Source organism: Rhodoferax sp. OV413 (genome assembly GCF_900104385.1).
In the GTDB taxonomy this organism is placed as follows: domain Bacteria; phylum Pseudomonadota; class Gammaproteobacteria; order Burkholderiales; family Burkholderiaceae_C; genus Rhodoferax_B.
This window is the reverse complement of the sequence record NZ_FNJA01000001.1, coordinates 313829-330335: the sequence shown is the minus strand read 5'-3', so window position 1 is coordinate 330335 and position 16507 is coordinate 313829. Positions and strand designations below refer to the sequence as shown.

Genomic DNA, 16507 nt, shown 5'->3' with positions numbered 1-16507 from the left:
TTTTTGAAATGGTCCGAGCCTTTACCATTCCACCCCAGAGTTCCACAGAGCCATCTGCATCTGAATTGTCCGAGCATTTTGATGCTCCCCCGGTGCGGCGCCGCACGACCGTGCTGAGCACCGCCATGGCCAATGCCTTGCCCTTCCTCAAACCCATCGGCCGGGTCACTGTCGGCAAGGCGCCCAAGCCACCTACGGCGCCTGTGCCGCCGCTGCCTACCTTGTCGGTCGAGGCTATACGCGCGAATATCGACCCGGCAGTCCGCCACAAAGCCTTGCCGCCGGCGCTGACCAGCTATACCGAATTCGGCACCCGCTCTTTCATCAGTGCGGGTGCGGGCAATAGCTCGCCGACGGTGCTGTTTGAGTCCGGCCTGGGTAGCGGTAAAGAGGCTTGGAGCAGCATCTTCAACGAGGTCAGCGCCGTGACCCATGCGGTCGCCTACGACCGGGCGGGCTACGGCCAGAGTGAGCCGTCGGACCAGCCGCGCGATGGCTTGCAGATACTGCGCGAGCTGCGCGCTATGCTGCAGGCCGAGGAAATCAAACCGCCATACGTGTTGGTAGGGCACTCGCTGGGCGGCACCATCATGAAGCTGTTTGCCCGAACCTACCCGGACGAAGTGGTGGGCGTGGTGCTGGTGGATGCGCGCGCGGCCGAATTCGCCAAGCGCTGCCGGCAGCTGGGCGTGAGCCGGCTCTGGTACGAGCCCCCGTCGGTACTGTTTGCGCTGTCTCCTAGTGCCATGCGGGCCGAGCTGGCGGCCGCGTCTTTGACCATGCGCCAGGCCCGCCAGGCCGGGCCGTTCCCGGCCGTGCCGCTGATCGTGCTGACACAGTCCAAAGACACCGGCAAATGGCCGGAGCGGCTGGGCAAGGTCTGGGCGGCTAGCCAGCGCAACATGGCCAAGATGTCGCGCCTGGGCCGCATCAAGGTTTGCGAAGACAGTGGCCACAACATCCACCAGGACCAGCCCGATATGGTGACCACCGCCATCCTCAGCGTGGTGGCGGCCGCCCGCTATGCGCAGGCACAGGCCCGGATCCGCGGCTAGTTGCTATTGATTTAATAGCTGCTAGCGCAGTTAAATATTGCGCTAGCAGTGGTTTTTATATAAAACCACTGTGTGCAGATGTGGCTCTCAGGCGCTGCGCGCCCGCCCACCTTTCTCCGCCCAAGTGCGGGTCCAGCGGATTTGCATTACGCGCAGCATCACCAGCATGACGATGGCCAGGCCGGCGAAGAGCATGAAGCCCCACATATAGCTGCCGCCGTATTGCTTGGACAAGCCCATGGCGTTCGGCACCAGGCCGCCGCCCAGGGCACCGATTTCGCCGATCATCGAGCCGGCCACGGCGGTGGCCAGGGGCCAGCGCAGCGGCACCAGCTGGAACAGCGCGCCGTTGCCGGCGCCCAGCGCGGCAAAGCACAGAATCATCAGCAGCGTCGTCAGGGTCAGCGAGTTGCCGGCCAGGCCGCAGGCCACCAGCGTGGCGGCGACGGTGAGCAGCACCAGGTTCAGCGTGTTGACGCCGCCCCAGCGGTCGGAGATCCAGCCGCCGAACACCCGCAGCGCCGCGCCCATGAAGGCGGCCAGCATGGTCAACTGCCCGGCTTGCACCTTGCTCACGCCAAACTGGTCGTAATAGTAGGTGGGCAGGAAGGTGATCAGGCCGATGAAGCCGCCGAAGGTCACTGCGTAGATCAGGCTGAAGGCCCAGCCGTCTTTTTCAAACAGGCAGGCGATGTGTTCCTTGAAGCTGGCATGCGGGTCCAGGTCCGGCGGCTCCTGCGCGTAGATGACCATCACAACCATCGGGATCATGATCGCCGCGGCCGCGAAGCCATACACCGTGACCCAGCCATAGGCCTGGGCCAGCGGCGGTGCTACCAGCACGCAGACCGCGGTGCCGACATTGCCCGCACCCACCAAGCCCATGGCCAGGCCTTTGTGCTTGGGTGGGAACGAGCCCGAGCCCAGCGACAAGGCCACGCCGAAGCTGGCGCCGGCAATGCCCAGCAGCACGCCCATGGCCAGCAGGTCGTTGAAGCTTTTTACGAAGAAGAAGCCGAACAGCATGGCCACCATGATCATGCCCATCTCGACCAGCGTGGCTTTCTTGCGGCCGATGTACTGCGACAACAGGCCTAGCGGGAAGCGCATCAAGGCGCCGGCCATGATGGGAATGGACAGCATCAACCCCTTTTGCGCAGGGCTGAGGTTGAAGGTTTCCGAAATGAACGGTGCCATCGCACCGTTGAGTACCCAGATGCAGCAAGAAAAGGAGAAATACAAAAATGCGGCGAATAGCGTGGGCGAGTGCCCGCTCTTGAGAAAACTACGAAATCCCGACATGGTGCAGATCCTGAAATTAAAAACAATCCCATGCACCAAAGCAAGTTGCGCGCCAGATTTTGGGGCGTAAAAATGCGGCGATCTATCGGTTTTTAGCGGCAGTAGAGTTGTTTTTGGTTGCGCCGCACAAAGTCTGTGCGTGGCACATGCTCTATTCCCGTGCGCTCCGCGCTGCCGGCAGGGGCGCGGTCAAGGCATCCAGATCTTGTGGCACCAGTTCGCCGTTGGTGCATTGCTGCAGCCAGGCCAGCGACATCCGGCACAGCAGCGGCTGCTTGCTGGATGCGTCGTTGCCTACCGATACCACCGCGTCCACCATCGGGGCAGCGCCGGGGTCGGCCGATGCGTGCAAGGCCTGCAGCTGGCGGCTGTCGATGTCGAGCATGCTGCCCAGGGTGTCTACGCGCAGGGCGAATTCACGGCCCTTGCCGCTGCCGCTGCTGCTGCCGTTGCCGTTATCCGGCGGCAGGCGCAGTACCAGCATCTGGCGGGTCGGGTCGGCGTCGCGGGACAGCGGGCCGGTGTAGTCGGTGATCACGCTGCGCAGCTCGACCACCGGGTAGACCTGCTTGCCGATCTGCGTGAAGCCCAGCAGCGGTGGCCGGGCGCTGCCAGCGCTCATCACCGTGGTGTCGGGTGCGGCTTTGAGGATGTGGCGCGCGTCTATGCCCAGCCAGTGGCCGGCAATCGTGAAGGTGGCCAGCTGCAGGTGGTATTCGGCAGCCGTGCGTTGCCCCGCTTGCGCAGCGGGCAGGTTGGGGGTGGCCAGGCGGCTGTCTTGGCGTGCACACAGGTGGCGCAGCGAAAGGCAGCGCAGGCCGTGGCGGTAGCTGTCGCTGCTGCCGAATTCGCGGTAGCCGCGGCCGGGCGCATCGCCCAGGCCGTACAGCTGGCCTTGCAGATCGATCACCGGCTGGCCCGTCTGCGCCGTGCGCAGCGCGGGTAGGTGCTGGCGCAAGCCGTCTGGCCCACTGGCGTGCAGCACCTGGCCGCTGGCGTCTACAAACGCCAGCAGGTCTTGGGCGTCCAGCCCGGCCGCGCAGTCGCCCAGGATGGATTGCATCTGGCCGGTTGCGTCCCAGACGATGGCGATGCCACCCAGGGCCGCACCCTGGCGGCTTTGCGGGTCGCGCACCGCGGCGGTGTAGACGAAGGTCGGGCCGTCGGCATAAAAGCGGCTGGGGCCGTAGCTGCTGACGCTGTAGTCCTGGCCATTGCCCTGGCGCAGGGTGTGGGCGACCCAGGGTTCGTCCAGAACCTGGCCTACCTGCTCGGCTTGGTCGGGGCGGGACACCGCTATGACGCGGCCCTGGCGGTCGAACAGCACCAGGCAGGCGTACACGGTATACAGCGAATTTATTTGCTCTAAAACGGCTGTAGCGCTTTTGCAGCCTGCGCTACCAGCTATTAATGTTGTAGCGAATTGGGGTGTCAATGCCCACCAGCGGCAGTCGTTGGCGCGCTCATAGAGGTTGCGGTCCAGGATCTGCATCGCCAGCTCAGCGCGGCTGTGGGCATCGCGCAGCACCGAGCGCATCACCACCTTTTGCAGGTCGTGCAGCGCGCTGGCAAAGGCGGCGGCGGTTTTTTGGGCGGTGGCGCCGATTTCGGACAGCAGGGTCTTGGCGAACAAGGTGTCGCGTGCGGATTCGCTGCTGTCTGTCGCGGTGCGGTTCAGTTCCAGCAGCCCGTTCCATACCGAACGTTCCAGCGCCGACTGGATGGCGGCCGAGCGTTTGGGGATGTGGCTCAGCTCGCCGGCCAGAAAGTCAGGGTGGGCGGCGACTTCGTCCATCAGGGCGGACCGGGCTTCGTCGGCATCCGACTCGAAAGCGCTGTCCAGCGGCAGCATGGCCAGCCCACGCCAACCCGGGCCGGCATAGCCCTGGAAGCCCAGGGTGTCGCGCACCACGGTCAGGTATTTGCGGCCCAGGTGGCGCAGGGTAAACGTGCCCGCAGCCGTGGCTTGCGGCAGGCGCCAGCCCAGTGGCAACTGCAGTGCGTCGCTGGAATGGATGACCGCGCCCTGGGCGTCGACCAGGGCCAGCACTACGTCCTGGCCCTGTGGGTTGTCGCCTTGCACCTGGGCAAAGATGGCGCCGGCCTCGTCGGCCAGTTTGAACTGCAGGCACATCACGCCCTGGGCGTGGCCGGCCACCGCGACGGGCTGGGCGTAGAGCAGGCTGGGGCTGGCGGCGGTGCAAAAATCGTGCACTGCGTAGTGCTCGGTATAGGCGGCGTGGCTGGCCTGGACTTCGGCCAGGAATGCGGTATCGCTGGCGCTGGTAGGCAGGCTGTGCGCAGCTTGGGCGGTCAGGCAGGCTTGCAGCTGGGCTTGCGTGTCGAACAGGTAGATGTTGTCATACACCGTGTATTTGCTGGCGTAGTCGCGCAAGCGGCTTTCCAGGGCCGGGCGCAGCGCGGGGTCGGGCTGGGCCAGGTAGTCGGCCATTGCGCCGTCGGTGGCAAAAAAGCCGATATCCGCCGTGCGCTCAAACAGGTTGCGTACCAGGATGTCGATGCACACCTGGGCGCGCGAGCCCAGGTCGTCGAGCGCGGTTTTCAGGGCCTCGGTAGCCAGTCCGCGCATCATTTCTTCGGACAAGGCGGCAAAGTCGCGCCGTGCCTGGGCCAGGTCGCCGCCGGCAGAGGCTTTGCTGGACAGGGTGGACAGGGACGACAGCAGCGAGAGGTTGTCCCAAGCGGCTTCAATCAAGCGCAGTTCCTGGCGCTGGTGCTGCACGCCGGGCATGTAGCGCAGCAGTTGTTCGGGCTGGAGAAGTGGATTGCTTGCGGGTGTGTGCATGTCTATGGTTGGGTGTCGCTGCCGGCGCTCGCCACTGTAGGGTGGCAAGGTGTCAAGCGCAAGGCGGTGGGCCCGGCCGTGGCTGGGCGGGGCAGGTGGGTGCTAGCGCGGCGCCGGCGGGTGCATACCGGGGTGACGCTGGACCGAGGGGCGGGCGGCTTGGCCGTCAGAATGCGGCGGGCGCGGGGTGCATCGGAGAAAACCTGGCATGGAACACGTCCTCAGAACGCTTAACAAATAATTACAAAATTAAGCAAAGTTCATGCCGTGTTTTGGGGCGAAAAAAAGCCCGACACCGCGTTTGGGCGATGTTGGGCGTATGTTTAGGCGCTGTTTGCGCCTTATTTGGTGCGTCCATGCACCGTAATAGAGGCTTGGCCTAGGCGGGCACCGCCTCTACCCGCGGTTGGCCCAGGCTGCGCAGCACGTCGCGCACCATCTGCGCGCGGTCCTTGGGCTCGGGCAGCTCGCGTTCGATGCGCAGCTTCTCGTTACCGGCCAGCTTGATGTGCTTGTTCTTCTGGATCAGCTCGATGATGCGCATCGGCTCGATCGGCGGGTTGGCCTTGAAGGTGATGTTGATCACCCCCGGCGCCGCATCCACCTTGACCACGCCATAGGGCCGCGCCAGCACCCGCAGGCGATGCCCGTCGATCAGGGTCTGCGCCTGGGCCGGCAGCTTGCCGAAGCGGTCGACGATTTCTTCCAGCAGCGCGTCGATCTGGTCGGTGGTCTTGGCGGTGGCCAGCTTTTTGTAGAAGCTGAGGCGCAGGTGCACGTCGCCACAGTAGTCGTTGGGCAGCAGGGCCGGGGCGTGCAAGTTGATCTCGGTCGTGACGCTCAGCGGGCTCAGCAGATCGGGTTCGATGCCGGCCTTCAGGCAGCGTACGGCTTCGTTCAGCATCTCGTTGTACAGCTGGAAGCCGACTTCCAGCATATTGCCGCTCTGGTTTTCGCCCAGCACCTCGCCAGCGCCGCGGATTTCCAGATCGTGCATCGCCAGGTAGAAGCCGGAGCCGAGTTCTTCCATTTTCTGGATCGCATCCAGGCGCTGGTTCGCCTGCTTGGTCAGGCCTTCCAGGTCCGGCACCATCAGATAGGCATAGGCCTGGTGGTGGCTGCGCCCCACACGGCCGCGCAGCTGGTGCAGCTGGGCCAGGCCGAACTTGTCGGCGCGCGCCATGACGATGGTGTTGGCGCTGGGCACGTCGATGCCGGTTTCAATAATCGTCGAGCACAGCAGCAGATTGAAGCGCTGGGCCACGAAGTCGCGCATCACCGATTCCAGCTGGCGTTCCGGCATCTGGCCGTGGGCTACGGCGATGCGGGCCTCGGGCAGCAGCTCTTCGAGCTTCTGCCGGCGGTTCTCGATGGTCTCGACCTCGTTATGCAGAAAGTAGACCTGGCCGCCGCGCTTCAGTTCGCGCAGCACGGCTTCGCGGATCACGCCATTGCTCTCACTGCGGACAAAGGTCTTGATCGCCAGCCGGCGCTGTGGCGCGGTGGCGATGACGCTCAGGTCGCGCAGGCCTTCCAGCGCCATGCCCAAGGTGCGCGGGATCGGTGTGGCAGTCAAGGTCAGCACGTCGATCTCCGCCCGCAGCGCCTTCATCTGTTCCTTATGGCGCACACCAAAGCGGTGTTCCTCGTCGATGATCAGCAGGCCGAGATTCGCGAACTTGGTCGATTCGCTAAGCAGCTTATGCGTGCCCACCACAATATCCACGCCACCTTCTGCTATGCCTTTGAGAGCGGCGGTGATTTCCTTGCCGGAGCGGAAGCGGGATACCTCGGCCACCTTCACCGGCCATTTGGCGAAGCGGTCTACCAGGGTCTGGTAATGCTGCTCGGCCAACAAGGTGGTAGGCGCCAGCAAGGCTACCTGCTTGCCGCCGGTGATGGCGATGAAGGCAGCGCGCAAAGCCACCTCGGTCTTGCCGAACCCCACGTCGCCGCAGACCAAGCGGTCCATGGGACGCGGGCTGATCATGTCCTGGATGACGGCGTGGATGGCGGCCTTCTGGTCCGGCGTTTCCTCGAAGCCGAAGTCGTTGGCAAACACCTCGTAGTCGTTGGGCGAGTAGCGGAACGCATGGCCTTCGCGCGCCGCGCGGCGGGCGTAGATGTTCAGAAGCTCTGCCGCGGAGTCGCGTACCTGTTCTGCCGCCTTGCGCTTGGCCTTTTCCCACTGGCCCGAGCCGAGGCGGTGCAGCGGCGCTTCGTCGGCGCTGACGCCGGTGTAGCGGCTGATGTGCTGTAGCTGGCTGACCGGCACGTACAGCGTGGCCTTGTCGGCGTATTCCAGGAACAGAAATTCCTGCAGCACCGGCGTGCCGTCGGCGTTCTTGCCCTGGCCCAGGTCCAGATGCACCAGGCCTTTGTAGCGGCCAATGCCGTGGGCCGAATGCACCACCGGGTCGCCCAAGGTCAGTTCGCTCAAATCCTTGATCAGCGCCTCGACATCGCTGACCTGTTCTTGCTTCTTGCGGCGGCGCGTGGTCGGGCCGGCGGCGAACAGCTCGGTTTCGGTGACAAAGTCGATGGCCTCGGCCAGCCAGCTGAAACCGGTGTTCAGCGCAGCGGTGGCGATGCCGATCTTCTCGCTGCTGGTTTGGAAGTCTTCCAGAGAGTCGAAGGCCGGCGGGTTCACCTGGCTGGCGCGCAGCAGATCCAGCAGGCTCTCGCGCCGACCATTGCTTTCGGCCAGCAGCAGTACCCGGTGCGGCGTGCGCTGGATGTGCATCTTCAGCTGCGTCAGCGGGTCTTCGGCACCACGCGCCACCGACAGAACGGGCAGCGCTTCGAAGCCGGTGTCGCTGCTGCTTTCCACAGTGCGCAAGGCCAGCTGGGCGTGCTGGTTGGTCAGCGCATAGAACTGCTCGGTGCCCAGGAACAAGGCCTCGGGCGGCAGAGCGGGGCGGTCTATATCGCCTTGCACCAGGCGGTAGCGCTCTTTCGTGTCCTGCCAGAAGCGCAGGATCGATGGCTCCAGATCGCCGTGCAGCACCACGGTGGCATCGGCACCGATGTAGTCGAACACAGTGGCCGTGTCTTCAAAGAACAGCGGCAGGTAGTACTCGATGCCCGCGGTGGCCACGCCATTGCCCATGTCCTTGTAGATGCGGCTCTTGGTCGGATCGCCGTCAAGCAACTCACGCCAGCGGCTGCGGAACTTGGCACGTGCGTCGTCGTCCATCGGGAACTCGCGGCCCGGTAGCAGGCGCACTTCGGGCACCGGGTACAGGCTGCGCTGGCTGTCGGGGTCGAAGGTGCGGATGCTATCGATCTCGTCGTCGAACAGATCGACCCGGTAAGGCACCTGGCTGCCCATGGGGAACAGATCGATCAGGCCGCCGCGCACCGCGTACTCACCGGGGCTGACCACCTGGGTCACATGGCTGTAGCCGGCCAGGGTCAGCTGGGCTTTGAGCTTGGCTTCGTTGAGTTTCTGCTTGGTCTTGAACTGGAAGGTGTAGCCGGCCATGAAGCTGGGCGGTGCCAGCCGGTACAGCGCGGTGGTGGCCGGCACGATGACTACGTCGGCACCGGTGTCCTTGTCGCGCTGGCTGATGCGCCACAGCGTGGCCAGGCGCTCGCTAATCAGGTCTTGGTGCGGCGAAAACGTGTCGTAGGGCAGGGTTTCCCAGTCGGGAAACATGGCGCAGCGCAGACTCGGCGCGAAGAAGACGATTTCTTCCATCAGCCGCTGGGCGTCGCTGGCGTCCGAGGTGAAGATCGCCGTCAGCGAACCCTTGGCCTTTTCCCGCAGAGCCAGCTGGGCCAGCAGCACCGCATCGGCCGAGCCTTGGGGGCGGGGCAGGGTGAAGCGTTTGCCGGGGGGGAGTTTGGGGAGGTCCATATGGGCGGTGGTGGCGGTGGCTGCGGTTGGGCGGGTTCAGGAATGCAAAAACACCCCCCGGCGCGAGGGCGGGGGGTGTGGATGGGGCTGATTCTAGAATGCGGCCCATGTCTACCGCTGCCCAGCCCCCGTTATCCCGTTTTTTTGCTCTGATTCCTTGCGCCGGCGTGGGCAGCCGCGCGCTGCTTGCCGGTGCGGCTCCCATACCCAAGCAATACCAGCCGATTGCCGGCCAGCCTATGGTGATGCACACCCTGGCGGCTTTTGCCAGCGTGCCGCGGATCGCCGACGTGCTGGTGGTGGTCTCTGCTGGCGATGATTTTTTCGAGCACCAGAGTTCCACCTGCGTGGTGTCCGACTGCGGCGGGGCCACCCGCGCCGAAACCGTGGCCAATGGGTTGCACGACTTGTATGAGCAAGGCGCGCAGGGCCACGACTGGGTGCTGGTACACGATGCGGCGCGCTGCCTGGTCACGCCCGCGCAGATCAACGCGCTGATCGACGCCTGCGAGGGCGATGCGGTCGGTGGTCTGCTGGCGCATCGGCTGGCCGATACGCTCAAAAGCGAAGACCAGGGCCGTGTCGCGGCTACCGTGCCGCGCGCCGACAAATGGCTGGCGCAGACGCCGCAGATGTTCCGCATCGGCATGCTGTCGCAGGCGCTGCAGGCTGCCGGCGCCGAGGTGACCGACGAGTCCAGCGCTATCGAGGCGCTGGGGCTGGCGCCCAAGTTGGTGCCGGGCAGCGCGCAGAATTTCAAAGTAACCTACCCCGAAGACTTTGCGCTGGCCGAGGCCGTTCTGCAAAGCCGGTATTCACAAAGGATGGATTAATGTCGTTTCGGATTGGAGAAGGCTGGGATGTGCACGCACTGGTGGCGGGCCGCAAGCTGATATTGGGCGGGGTGGAGATTCCCCATACCATGGGTTTGCTCGGCCACTCGGATGCCGATGCCTTGTTGCACGCCATCACCGATGCGTTGCTGGGCGCGGCCGCGCTGGGCGACATCGGCACGCATTTCTCTGATACCGACCCCCAGTTCAAGGGCGCGGATTCGATGGTGTTGTTGGTGGAAGCGATGCGCCGGGTCGCGGCCAAGGGCTACAAGATCGGCAATATCGACAGCACCATCGTCGCCCAGGCGCCAAAGATGATGCCGCACATCTTGGCCATGCGCGAACGCATCGCCAGCGGGCTGGGCCTGGCGCTGGAGCAAATCAACATCAAGGCCAAAACGGCCGAGAAGATGGGCCCGGTGGGTTTGGGCCAGAGCATAGAGGCGCGGGCGGTGGTGCTGCTTTTTGCTATTGAATAAATAGCTGCTTGCGCTTGTTCAATATGCGCTAGAGACATTTTTTATATCTAAGTTGGCAGGCAGAGAGGCGGGGGCTGGCCGCATGCGCATGCGGGGTAGAATCCCTAGCCTTAACACGGTTGCATTTCCCGTTCGTGTAGCGGGCTTATTCTGGTGCCGCGTTCTGCCTGCGCATCGTCGGGTCTGCATCGCTCCTGCATTCTTCTTGAATACTCAATATTTTGGCGTTTGATTTCTGTCTTCGTGGATGGGCCGCGTTTGCGTCCGGGCTGCACTCTCCAGAAGCATGGATGGCGTGGGCTGCACAGCCGTTTCTGCCGCAGGACGAAGCGGCTCCGGCTTTGCCCGAACTGGCGCCCATGGCGCGCCGCCGCGCCAACACCCTGGGCCGCATGGCTCTGCAGGTAGCCTACTGGGCGCAGGCTGAGCAATCTGGCGTGCCGGTGGTGCTGGCATCGCGCCACGGCGATCTGGAGCGTTCACTGGCCTTGCTGGCCGATCTGGCTGCGCAAGAACCCATGTCGCCCACCGGCTTTGGCCTGTCGGTGCACAACGCCATCGGTGCGATGTATTCGATTGCGCGCGGCGACCGTTCCAATTACCTGGCCGTGGCAGCCGGTGCCGATACCGTGGCCCTGGGCGTGGTCGAGGCCGTGGGCCTGCTGGCTGACGGCGCGCCCGAGGTGCTGTTGCTGTGCTATGACACCCCGCTGCCCGGCCACTACAGTGTTTTTCGCGATGAGCCGGCGGCCACCTATGCCTGGGCCTGGCGCATGGCGCCGGCTGAGGCCGGGGCTTCACGGCTACGCTTGTGCAGCACTGTTGCCGACAGCACAGAAGTGGCACCGGCGCTGTTGCCTTACGGCCTGGATGTGCTGCGATTCGCCTTGTCGGGGGAAATGCAGTTTGCGCGCCCGGTGGCCGGCAGCGGCTGGGAGTGGCAACGCCATGTTTAGCCGGCTGGAGCGTGCCGTGCGCGTGTTCACCACTGGTTTCTGCTTCGTGGTGTTCGGCCTGGGCGGGCTGGTGATGCGGGTGCTGCTGTTCCCGGTGCTGGCCACGCTGGTGCGCGATCCGGTGCGCCGGGCGCTGCTGGTCAAGGAGGTGATTCGCGGTGCGTTTCGTATGTTCCTCGGCATGATGCGCGGGCTGGGCGTCATGAGCTGCGAGCTGCACGGGGTAGAAAAGCTGCAGCGCCATGGTTTGCTGGTGTTGGCCAACCACCCCACCTTGCTGGATGTGGTGTTCCTGATGTCGTTGACGCAGCGCGCCGACTGCGTGGTCAAGGCGGCGCTGCGCGACAACCCGTTCATGCGCGGGCCGGTGACGGCCGCCGGCTTTGTCTGCAATGACTCGGGTGCCGACCTGGTGCAGGGCTGCATAGACTCGCTGCATGCGGGCAACAACCTGATCATCTTTCCCGAAGGCACGCGTACCGCGCGCAGTGGCGGCATGCATCTGCAGCGCGGCGCGGCCAATGTGGCAGTGCGCGGGCGCGTGAACATCACGCCGGTATCGATACGCTGCGAGCCGCCCACCCTGAGCAAGGGCGACAAGTGGTACCAGATTCCGATCCGCCGCATGCACTTTGTGATTGAAGTGCGTGACGATATTGTGGTGGCCCCCTTTCTGGAAGGTGTGGCCGAAGGGGTGGCGGCGCGCCGGCTGACGACGCACCTGACCGATTATTTTTCATGGGAGACCCAAGGTGTCCACCTTAGAGCTTGAGATCAAAGAACTCATCATTTCCGCGCTGGCGCTGGAAGACATCACGCCGCAGGACATCGTGTCCTCCGAACCCTTGTTTGTAGAAGGCTTGGGCCTGGACTCTATCGATGCACTGGAGCTGGGCATGGCCTTGCAAAAACGCTACGGCGTGAGCATGGGCACCGACTCGGAGCAGACGCGCCGCCACTTTGCCAGCGTTGACGCCTTGGTGGCTTTTGTGAACGGCCAACGCGCGGCTTGAAATTGAAGAACGCTATGACCAAAGACGAAATTTTTGAACGCATCCGGAGCATCCTGAAAGACGCTTTTGACATAGAGCCAGACCGGGTCACGCCCACCTCCCGGCTTTATGACGACCTGGACATCGACAGCATTGACGCCGTGGATCTGATCGTCCAGTTGAAGCCCCTGGTGGGCAAACGTCTGCAGCCCGAGGCATTCAAATCGGTGCGGACCGTACAAGACATCGTCGATGCCTTGCACGGCCTTGTGAATGACGCCGCTCCAGCCTAAAACGCTGTTGCTGGGGGCGCTGACTCTGGCCTATCCGCTGGCCGTGTACTTTGGTATCGGCCATTTTGAACCGCGCTGGCTGGCGCTGCTGCTGCTGGCGCTGGCGCTGTTGCGCCTGCTGGTGACGCGGCAACGGTTCTGGTGGGTGGCTGCGGCCGGCGCTTTGTGCCTGGCCCTGCTCAGCATCTGGGGCAATGCGCTGTTGCCGCTCAAGCTGTACCCGGTGCTGGTGAATGCGGTGCTGTGCACCGTGTTTGCCGCCAGCCTGGCCTATCCCCCTTCGGCCATTGAACGGCTGGCCCGGCTGACCGAGCCTGACCTGCCGCCCCAGGCCATCGCCTACACGCGCCAGGTGACCAAGCTGTGGTGCGGATTTTTTGTGTTGAACGGCACGGTTGCGTTGCTGACCGCGCTATGGGCCAGCCCGGCGGTCTGGGCGCTGTACAACGGTTTGCTGGCCTACGGCCTGATGGGGCTGTTGTTTGGTGGCGAATGGCTGGTGCGCCGCCGGGTCAAGGCGCGCTGGCGCCATCTGCAGGATGCGCATGTTTGAGTTCATTTCCCTGACCGAGGTCGCTTGCGGGGCTGGTCGCCATGGGCGGGTAGTGGCACGGCAAGCCGGGCAAGCCCGCAGCCATGCAGACTTCGTCGCCGATGTGGGGCGTTGGCAAACCGTTTTTGCCCAGAGCACAGGTTTGCGTTGGGCGCTGTATTTTGAAGATGGCTACCAGTTCGCCTGTGCCTTGTACGGCGCATGGCACGCGGGCAAGACGGTGTTCCTGCCCGGCGATGTGCAGCCCGGCAGCGTTGCGCGCTTGAATGCCGAGGTGGATGGCTGGGCTGGCGATGTGCCGCAAGGCCTGTGCGCGGCCAGCGTGGATGCGGCGCACGCCCGGCAGGCGCTGGATTTGGAAAACACCCGGTTGGTGCTGTACACCTCGGGCTCCAGCGGCGAGCCGGAGGCGATCGCCAAGTCGCTGCGGCAGCTGGAGGCCGAGATCGGCACCCTGCACCAGAGCTTTGCCGCGCGCATGCCCTCTGAGCCGCAGGCCCATATTCTGACCACCGTGTCGCACCAGCATATTTACGGGCTGCTGTTCGCCATCCTGTGGCCGCTGGCCAGTGGTATGCGCTTCGTGGCAGAGCGTTTGGTCTACCCCGAACAGATGGCGCAGGCCTTGGGGCCTGAGCCCAGTGTGCTGATTGCCAGCCCGGCCCATTTGCGCCGCTTGCCCGAGACGCTGGACTGGGCCGCGGCGCGCCAAGGTGTGCGCATGGTGTTTTCTTCGGGTGGCCCTTTGCCGCCGCAGGCGGCGGACGACACGCTGCGGCTATGGGGCTGCTCTCCAGTGGAAGTCTTTGGCAGCTCGGAAACCGGTGGCATTGCCTGGCGCCAGCGCAGAGAGCATGGCGATACTTGGCAGGTTTTTGTGGGCGTGCAATGGCGGGTGGCGCACGAGGTGCTGGAGTTGCGCTCTCCGAACCTGGCCGACAGTAGCTGGTGGCGTAGCACCGACAGGATTGCGCCCACCGCATCGGGTGGGTTTGTGTTGCTGGGGCGCGAAGACCGTATCGTCAAGATCGAGGAAAAGCGCGTTTCCCTGACGGCCATCGAGCGGCATCTGGCCCAGTCACCCTGGGTGCAAGAAGTGCGTGCGCTGGTTTACCAGGGGCGGCTGGCCGTGGTGGCTGTTCTTACGCCCGAAGGCAACGAGGCCTTGGCCCGGCTGGGCAAACCAGCTGTTAATCAGAGGCTGCGTGAACTGCTGGCCTCGGTGGTGGAGCCGGTGGCGCTGCCTAAGCGCTGGCGCTACCCCGCGCAGATGCCTGTGAACGCGCAGAGCAAGACCACCGAGGCCTTGCTATTGGATTTACTGCGCCCGACCCGGCCCATAGCGCAGTGGCAGCAGCGCGATCCAGCCGAGGCCCGTGCCGTGCTGGATATCCAGGCGGACCTGCGGGTTTTCGACGGACATTTCCCGGTGGCACCGGTGCTGCCGGGGGTAGCCCAGCTGGATTGGGCGGTGTCGTTTGGCCGCGAGTGTTTTCCCATCAACGGCGATTTCTTGCGCGTGGAAACGCTCAAATTCCAGCGCCCGGTGCGGCCGGGCGACCGTATCACTCTTGCGCTGACCTGGCGTGCCGCGGCATCGACTTTGGTATTTGCCTACCGCTCCGGCGAGCAGATGCATTCCAGCGGCCGTATCGTGTTTGCCGGGCCTGCGCATGTTTAAGCCGGTGGCGGTGATTCCCGTCTACAACCATGGCGAGGCCATAGGCACCATGGTGGCGGCTGTGCACGCGCGTGCCTTGGCCTGCATCCTGGTGGACGATGGCAGCGGGCCGGAGTGCGCGGCGGTGCTGCAGGCCTTGGCCCAGCGCCATGCCGACACGGTGCTGCTGCTGCGTTTGCCGCACAACCAGGGCAAAGGCGCGGCGATGGTGGCCGGCTTGCGTCGGGCCCATGCGCTGGGCTATACCCATGCCTTGCAGATCGATGCCGACGGCCAGCACCAGCCCGCGGATATTCCGGTATTTCTGGCGCGCAGCGCCCAGCGCCCGCTGGCGGTGATTGCCGGTTGCCCGCTGTTCGATGCATCGGTGCCGCGGACCCGCTTGATCGCCCGTTATGCCACCCACATCTGGGTCTGGATCAATACCTTGTCGCTGGATATCCGCGATTCAATGTGTGGTTTCCGGGTCTATCCGTTGGCGGCCGTGGTGCAGCTGATGGACCAGGTGGATATCGGCCACCGCATGGACTTTGATACCGACGTGCTGGTGCGCCTGCATTGGCGGGGTGTCGCGGTGGTGAACCAGCCGACCCGGGTAACCTATCCGCTGGATGGGATTTCGCACTTCCGGCTCTGGCTGGACAATCTATTGATCACGCGCATGCATACGCGGCTGTTCTTCGGCATGCTGCTGCGCTCACCACTGCTGCTATGGCGCAAGCTGGGGCGCAAGCCATGAGTGCGCCAGCGCCCCATTGGGCGAACGTGGGAGAGAACACCTGCGTGTTCGGCATGCTGCTGCTGGCCTGGATACACCGCTGGCTGGGACGCGTGCCCTTTGTGCTGTGCCTGTATCCTGTGGTGCTGGTGTACTGGGCTACAGGTGCATTGGCACGGCGCTCCTCCCTGGAATATTTGCAGCGGCTACAGGCGTCCCACGGCAGCGTGGGACATACGCCTGGGCACTGGCACAGCTTGCGCCATTTCGTGTCTTTTGCCGATACCTTGCTCGACAAGATGCTGGCCATGGGCGGGCGCTATCCGTTTGACAGCGTCCGCATCGAAGGCCAGGCACCGCTGCTGCAAGCCTTGGCCGCGGGGCAGGGCGGTGTGATCGTGACCGGCCACGTGGGCTGCCTGGAGCTATGCCAGGTCCTCGCTGAACGCCTACCCGGTTTGCGAATGAATATTCTGGTGCATACGGCGCATGCCGAGCGCTTCAACCGCCTGCTCAAGCGTCTGCATCCGCACAGCGCCGTGCAGCTGCTGCAGGTCAGCGAGGTGTCTGCGGGCACGGCCGTCTGGTTGTCTGAGCGGGTGGAGCGCGGGGAGTTCGTGGCGATTGCCGGCGATCGCGTTCCCTTGGGGGCTGGGCGCACGGTGGAGGCGCTATTTCTAGGCCATGCCGCGCGGTTTCCCGTGGGGCCGTATGTGCTGTCGGCATTGCTGAAATGCCCCTTGTACTTCATGGGCTGTGTCCGTGAAGACGCGGTTCACACCCTACGCTTCGCCCGTCTGGCACAGCAGGTCGTTCTGCCAAGGGCGCGGCGCGAGGCGGCTTTGGCCGAATACGCGGCAGGGTTCGTCCAGCAGCTGGAGCTTTTGCTGCAGCAGGCTCCGTACGACTGGTTCAATTTTTTCCCATTTTGGGCGCAGGGGCGTGGTGACGCGTCTCTGGCTTCCCGGCGTTTTTAA

General features: G+C 64.3%; 15 protein-coding genes. 12 read left to right on the top strand and 3 right to left on the bottom strand.

Annotated elements, in window-relative coordinates; genetic code table 11:
- Positions 1-65: 65 nt before the first annotated feature.
- Positions 66-1055, top strand: coding sequence for an alpha/beta fold hydrolase (locus tag BLT66_RS01570; protein ID WP_176954941.1), 990 nt, complete (start codon positions 66-68; stop codon positions 1053-1055).
- An 87-nt stretch (positions 1056-1142) separates the two neighbouring features.
- Here the strand turns inward: BLT66_RS01570 and BLT66_RS01565 are convergent, their stop codons facing one another.
- Positions 1143-2297: an MFS transporter gene (locus BLT66_RS01565; RefSeq protein WP_255406802.1), complete on the bottom strand. Its 1155-nt coding sequence runs from the start codon at positions 2295-2297 to the stop codon at positions 1143-1145.
- Here BLT66_RS01565 and BLT66_RS27020 point away from each other — a divergent pair.
- A complete protein-coding gene (locus tag BLT66_RS27020; protein ID WP_255406821.1) occupies positions 2188-2427 on the top strand; it encodes a hypothetical protein in 240 nt (79 codons plus the stop codon). The two genes, BLT66_RS01565 and BLT66_RS27020, sit on opposite strands and share 110 nt — an antisense overlap.
- A gap of 81 nt (positions 2428-2508) precedes the next feature.
- On the opposite strand, the gene BLT66_RS01560 is transcribed toward BLT66_RS27020, so the two are convergent.
- Together BLT66_RS01560 and mfd are read right to left on the bottom strand one after the other, a co-directional pair.
- Positions 2509-5163 (bottom strand): chemotaxis protein CheW, encoded by a 2655-nt coding sequence (locus BLT66_RS01560; protein ID WP_255406719.1) that lies wholly within the window; start codon positions 5161-5163, stop codon positions 2509-2511.
- Between the two features lie 379 nt (positions 5164-5542).
- Entirely contained in the window at positions 5543-9022 is a 3480-nt protein-coding gene (gene mfd / locus BLT66_RS01555) for a transcription-repair coupling factor (protein ID WP_092754925.1), read from the bottom strand.
- A 107-nt stretch (positions 9023-9129) separates the two neighbouring features.
- Here mfd and ispD point away from each other — a divergent pair, with 107 nt between their 5' ends.
- From ispD to BLT66_RS01505, 10 genes are all read left to right on the top strand, one after another.
- Complete coding sequence (gene ispD / locus BLT66_RS01550) at positions 9130-9855, top strand: 2-C-methyl-D-erythritol 4-phosphate cytidylyltransferase (RefSeq protein ID WP_369821567.1); 726 nt, start codon at positions 9130-9132, stop codon at positions 9853-9855.
- Positions 9855-10337 (top strand): 2-C-methyl-D-erythritol 2,4-cyclodiphosphate synthase, encoded by a 483-nt coding sequence (gene ispF, locus BLT66_RS01545; RefSeq protein WP_092754919.1) that lies wholly within the window; start codon positions 9855-9857, stop codon positions 10335-10337. Before ispD ends, ispF begins: the two co-directional genes overlap by 1 nt.
- A gap of 290 nt (positions 10338-10627) precedes the next feature.
- Positions 10628-11293, top strand: coding sequence for a beta-ketoacyl synthase chain length factor (locus BLT66_RS01540; RefSeq protein WP_092754916.1), 666 nt, complete (start codon positions 10628-10630; stop codon positions 11291-11293).
- Entirely contained in the window at positions 11286-12065 is a 780-nt protein-coding gene (locus tag BLT66_RS01535; protein WP_092754913.1) for a lysophospholipid acyltransferase family protein, read from the top strand. The genes BLT66_RS01540 and BLT66_RS01535 overlap by 8 nt, the downstream gene beginning before the upstream one ends.
- Positions 12046-12306, top strand: coding sequence for a phosphopantetheine-binding protein (locus BLT66_RS01530; protein ID WP_092754910.1), 261 nt, complete (start codon positions 12046-12048; stop codon positions 12304-12306). Before BLT66_RS01535 ends, BLT66_RS01530 begins: the two co-directional genes overlap by 20 nt.
- A gap of 14 nt (positions 12307-12320) precedes the next feature.
- Positions 12321-12578: an acyl carrier protein gene (locus BLT66_RS01525; protein ID WP_092754907.1), complete on the top strand. Its 258-nt coding sequence runs from the start codon at positions 12321-12323 to the stop codon at positions 12576-12578.
- Positions 12559-13131 carry a COG4648 family protein gene (locus BLT66_RS01520; protein WP_092754904.1) on the top strand — a complete coding sequence of 191 codons (573 nt, stop codon included), beginning with the start codon at positions 12559-12561 and terminating at the stop codon, positions 13129-13131. The genes BLT66_RS01525 and BLT66_RS01520 overlap by 20 nt, the downstream gene beginning before the upstream one ends.
- On the top strand, positions 13124-14812 hold the full coding sequence (locus BLT66_RS01515) for an ApeI family dehydratase (protein WP_092756966.1): 1689 nt from the start codon (positions 13124-13126) through the stop codon (positions 14810-14812). The genes BLT66_RS01520 and BLT66_RS01515 overlap by 8 nt, the downstream gene beginning before the upstream one ends.
- Positions 14805-15551, top strand: a complete 747-nt coding sequence (locus BLT66_RS01510; protein WP_092756965.1) for a glycosyltransferase family 2 protein — start codon at positions 14805-14807, stop codon at positions 15549-15551. The genes BLT66_RS01515 and BLT66_RS01510 overlap by 8 nt, the downstream gene beginning before the upstream one ends.
- Complete coding sequence (locus BLT66_RS01505; RefSeq protein ID WP_092754901.1) at positions 15548-16507, top strand: LpxL/LpxP family acyltransferase; 960 nt, start codon at positions 15548-15550, stop codon at positions 16505-16507. Before BLT66_RS01510 ends, BLT66_RS01505 begins: the two co-directional genes overlap by 4 nt.

Excerpts from the sequence above, each read along its gene's own strand:
- BLT66_RS27020 (WP_255406821.1), top strand. The coding sequence starts at position 2,188 with ATGGACAGCATCAACCCCTTTTGCGCAGGGCTGAGGTTGAAGGTTTCC.
- BLT66_RS01560 (WP_255406719.1), bottom strand. The coding sequence starts at position 5,163 with ATGCACACACCCGCAAGCAATCCACTTCTCCAGCCCGAACAACTGCTG.
- mfd (WP_092754925.1), bottom strand. The coding sequence starts at position 9,022 with ATGGACCTCCCCAAACTCCCCCCCGGCAAACGCTTCACCCTGCCCCGC.
- ispD (WP_369821567.1), top strand. The coding sequence starts at position 9,130 with ATGTCTACCGCTGCCCAGCCCCCGTTATCCCGTTTTTTTGCTCTGATT.
- ispF (WP_092754919.1), top strand. The coding sequence starts at position 9,855 with ATGTCGTTTCGGATTGGAGAAGGCTGGGATGTGCACGCACTGGTGGCG.
- BLT66_RS01540 (WP_092754916.1), top strand. The coding sequence starts at position 10,628 with ATGGCGTGGGCTGCACAGCCGTTTCTGCCGCAGGACGAAGCGGCTCCG.
- BLT66_RS01535 (WP_092754913.1), top strand. The coding sequence starts at position 11,286 with ATGTTTAGCCGGCTGGAGCGTGCCGTGCGCGTGTTCACCACTGGTTTC.
- BLT66_RS01525 (WP_092754907.1), top strand. The coding sequence starts at position 12,321 with ATGACCAAAGACGAAATTTTTGAACGCATCCGGAGCATCCTGAAAGAC.
- BLT66_RS01520 (WP_092754904.1), top strand. The coding sequence starts at position 12,559 with ATGACGCCGCTCCAGCCTAAAACGCTGTTGCTGGGGGCGCTGACTCTG.
- BLT66_RS01515 (WP_092756966.1), top strand. The coding sequence starts at position 13,124 with ATGTTTGAGTTCATTTCCCTGACCGAGGTCGCTTGCGGGGCTGGTCGC.
- BLT66_RS01510 (WP_092756965.1), top strand. The coding sequence starts at position 14,805 with ATGTTTAAGCCGGTGGCGGTGATTCCCGTCTACAACCATGGCGAGGCC.
- BLT66_RS01505 (WP_092754901.1), top strand. The coding sequence starts at position 15,548 with ATGAGTGCGCCAGCGCCCCATTGGGCGAACGTGGGAGAGAACACCTGC.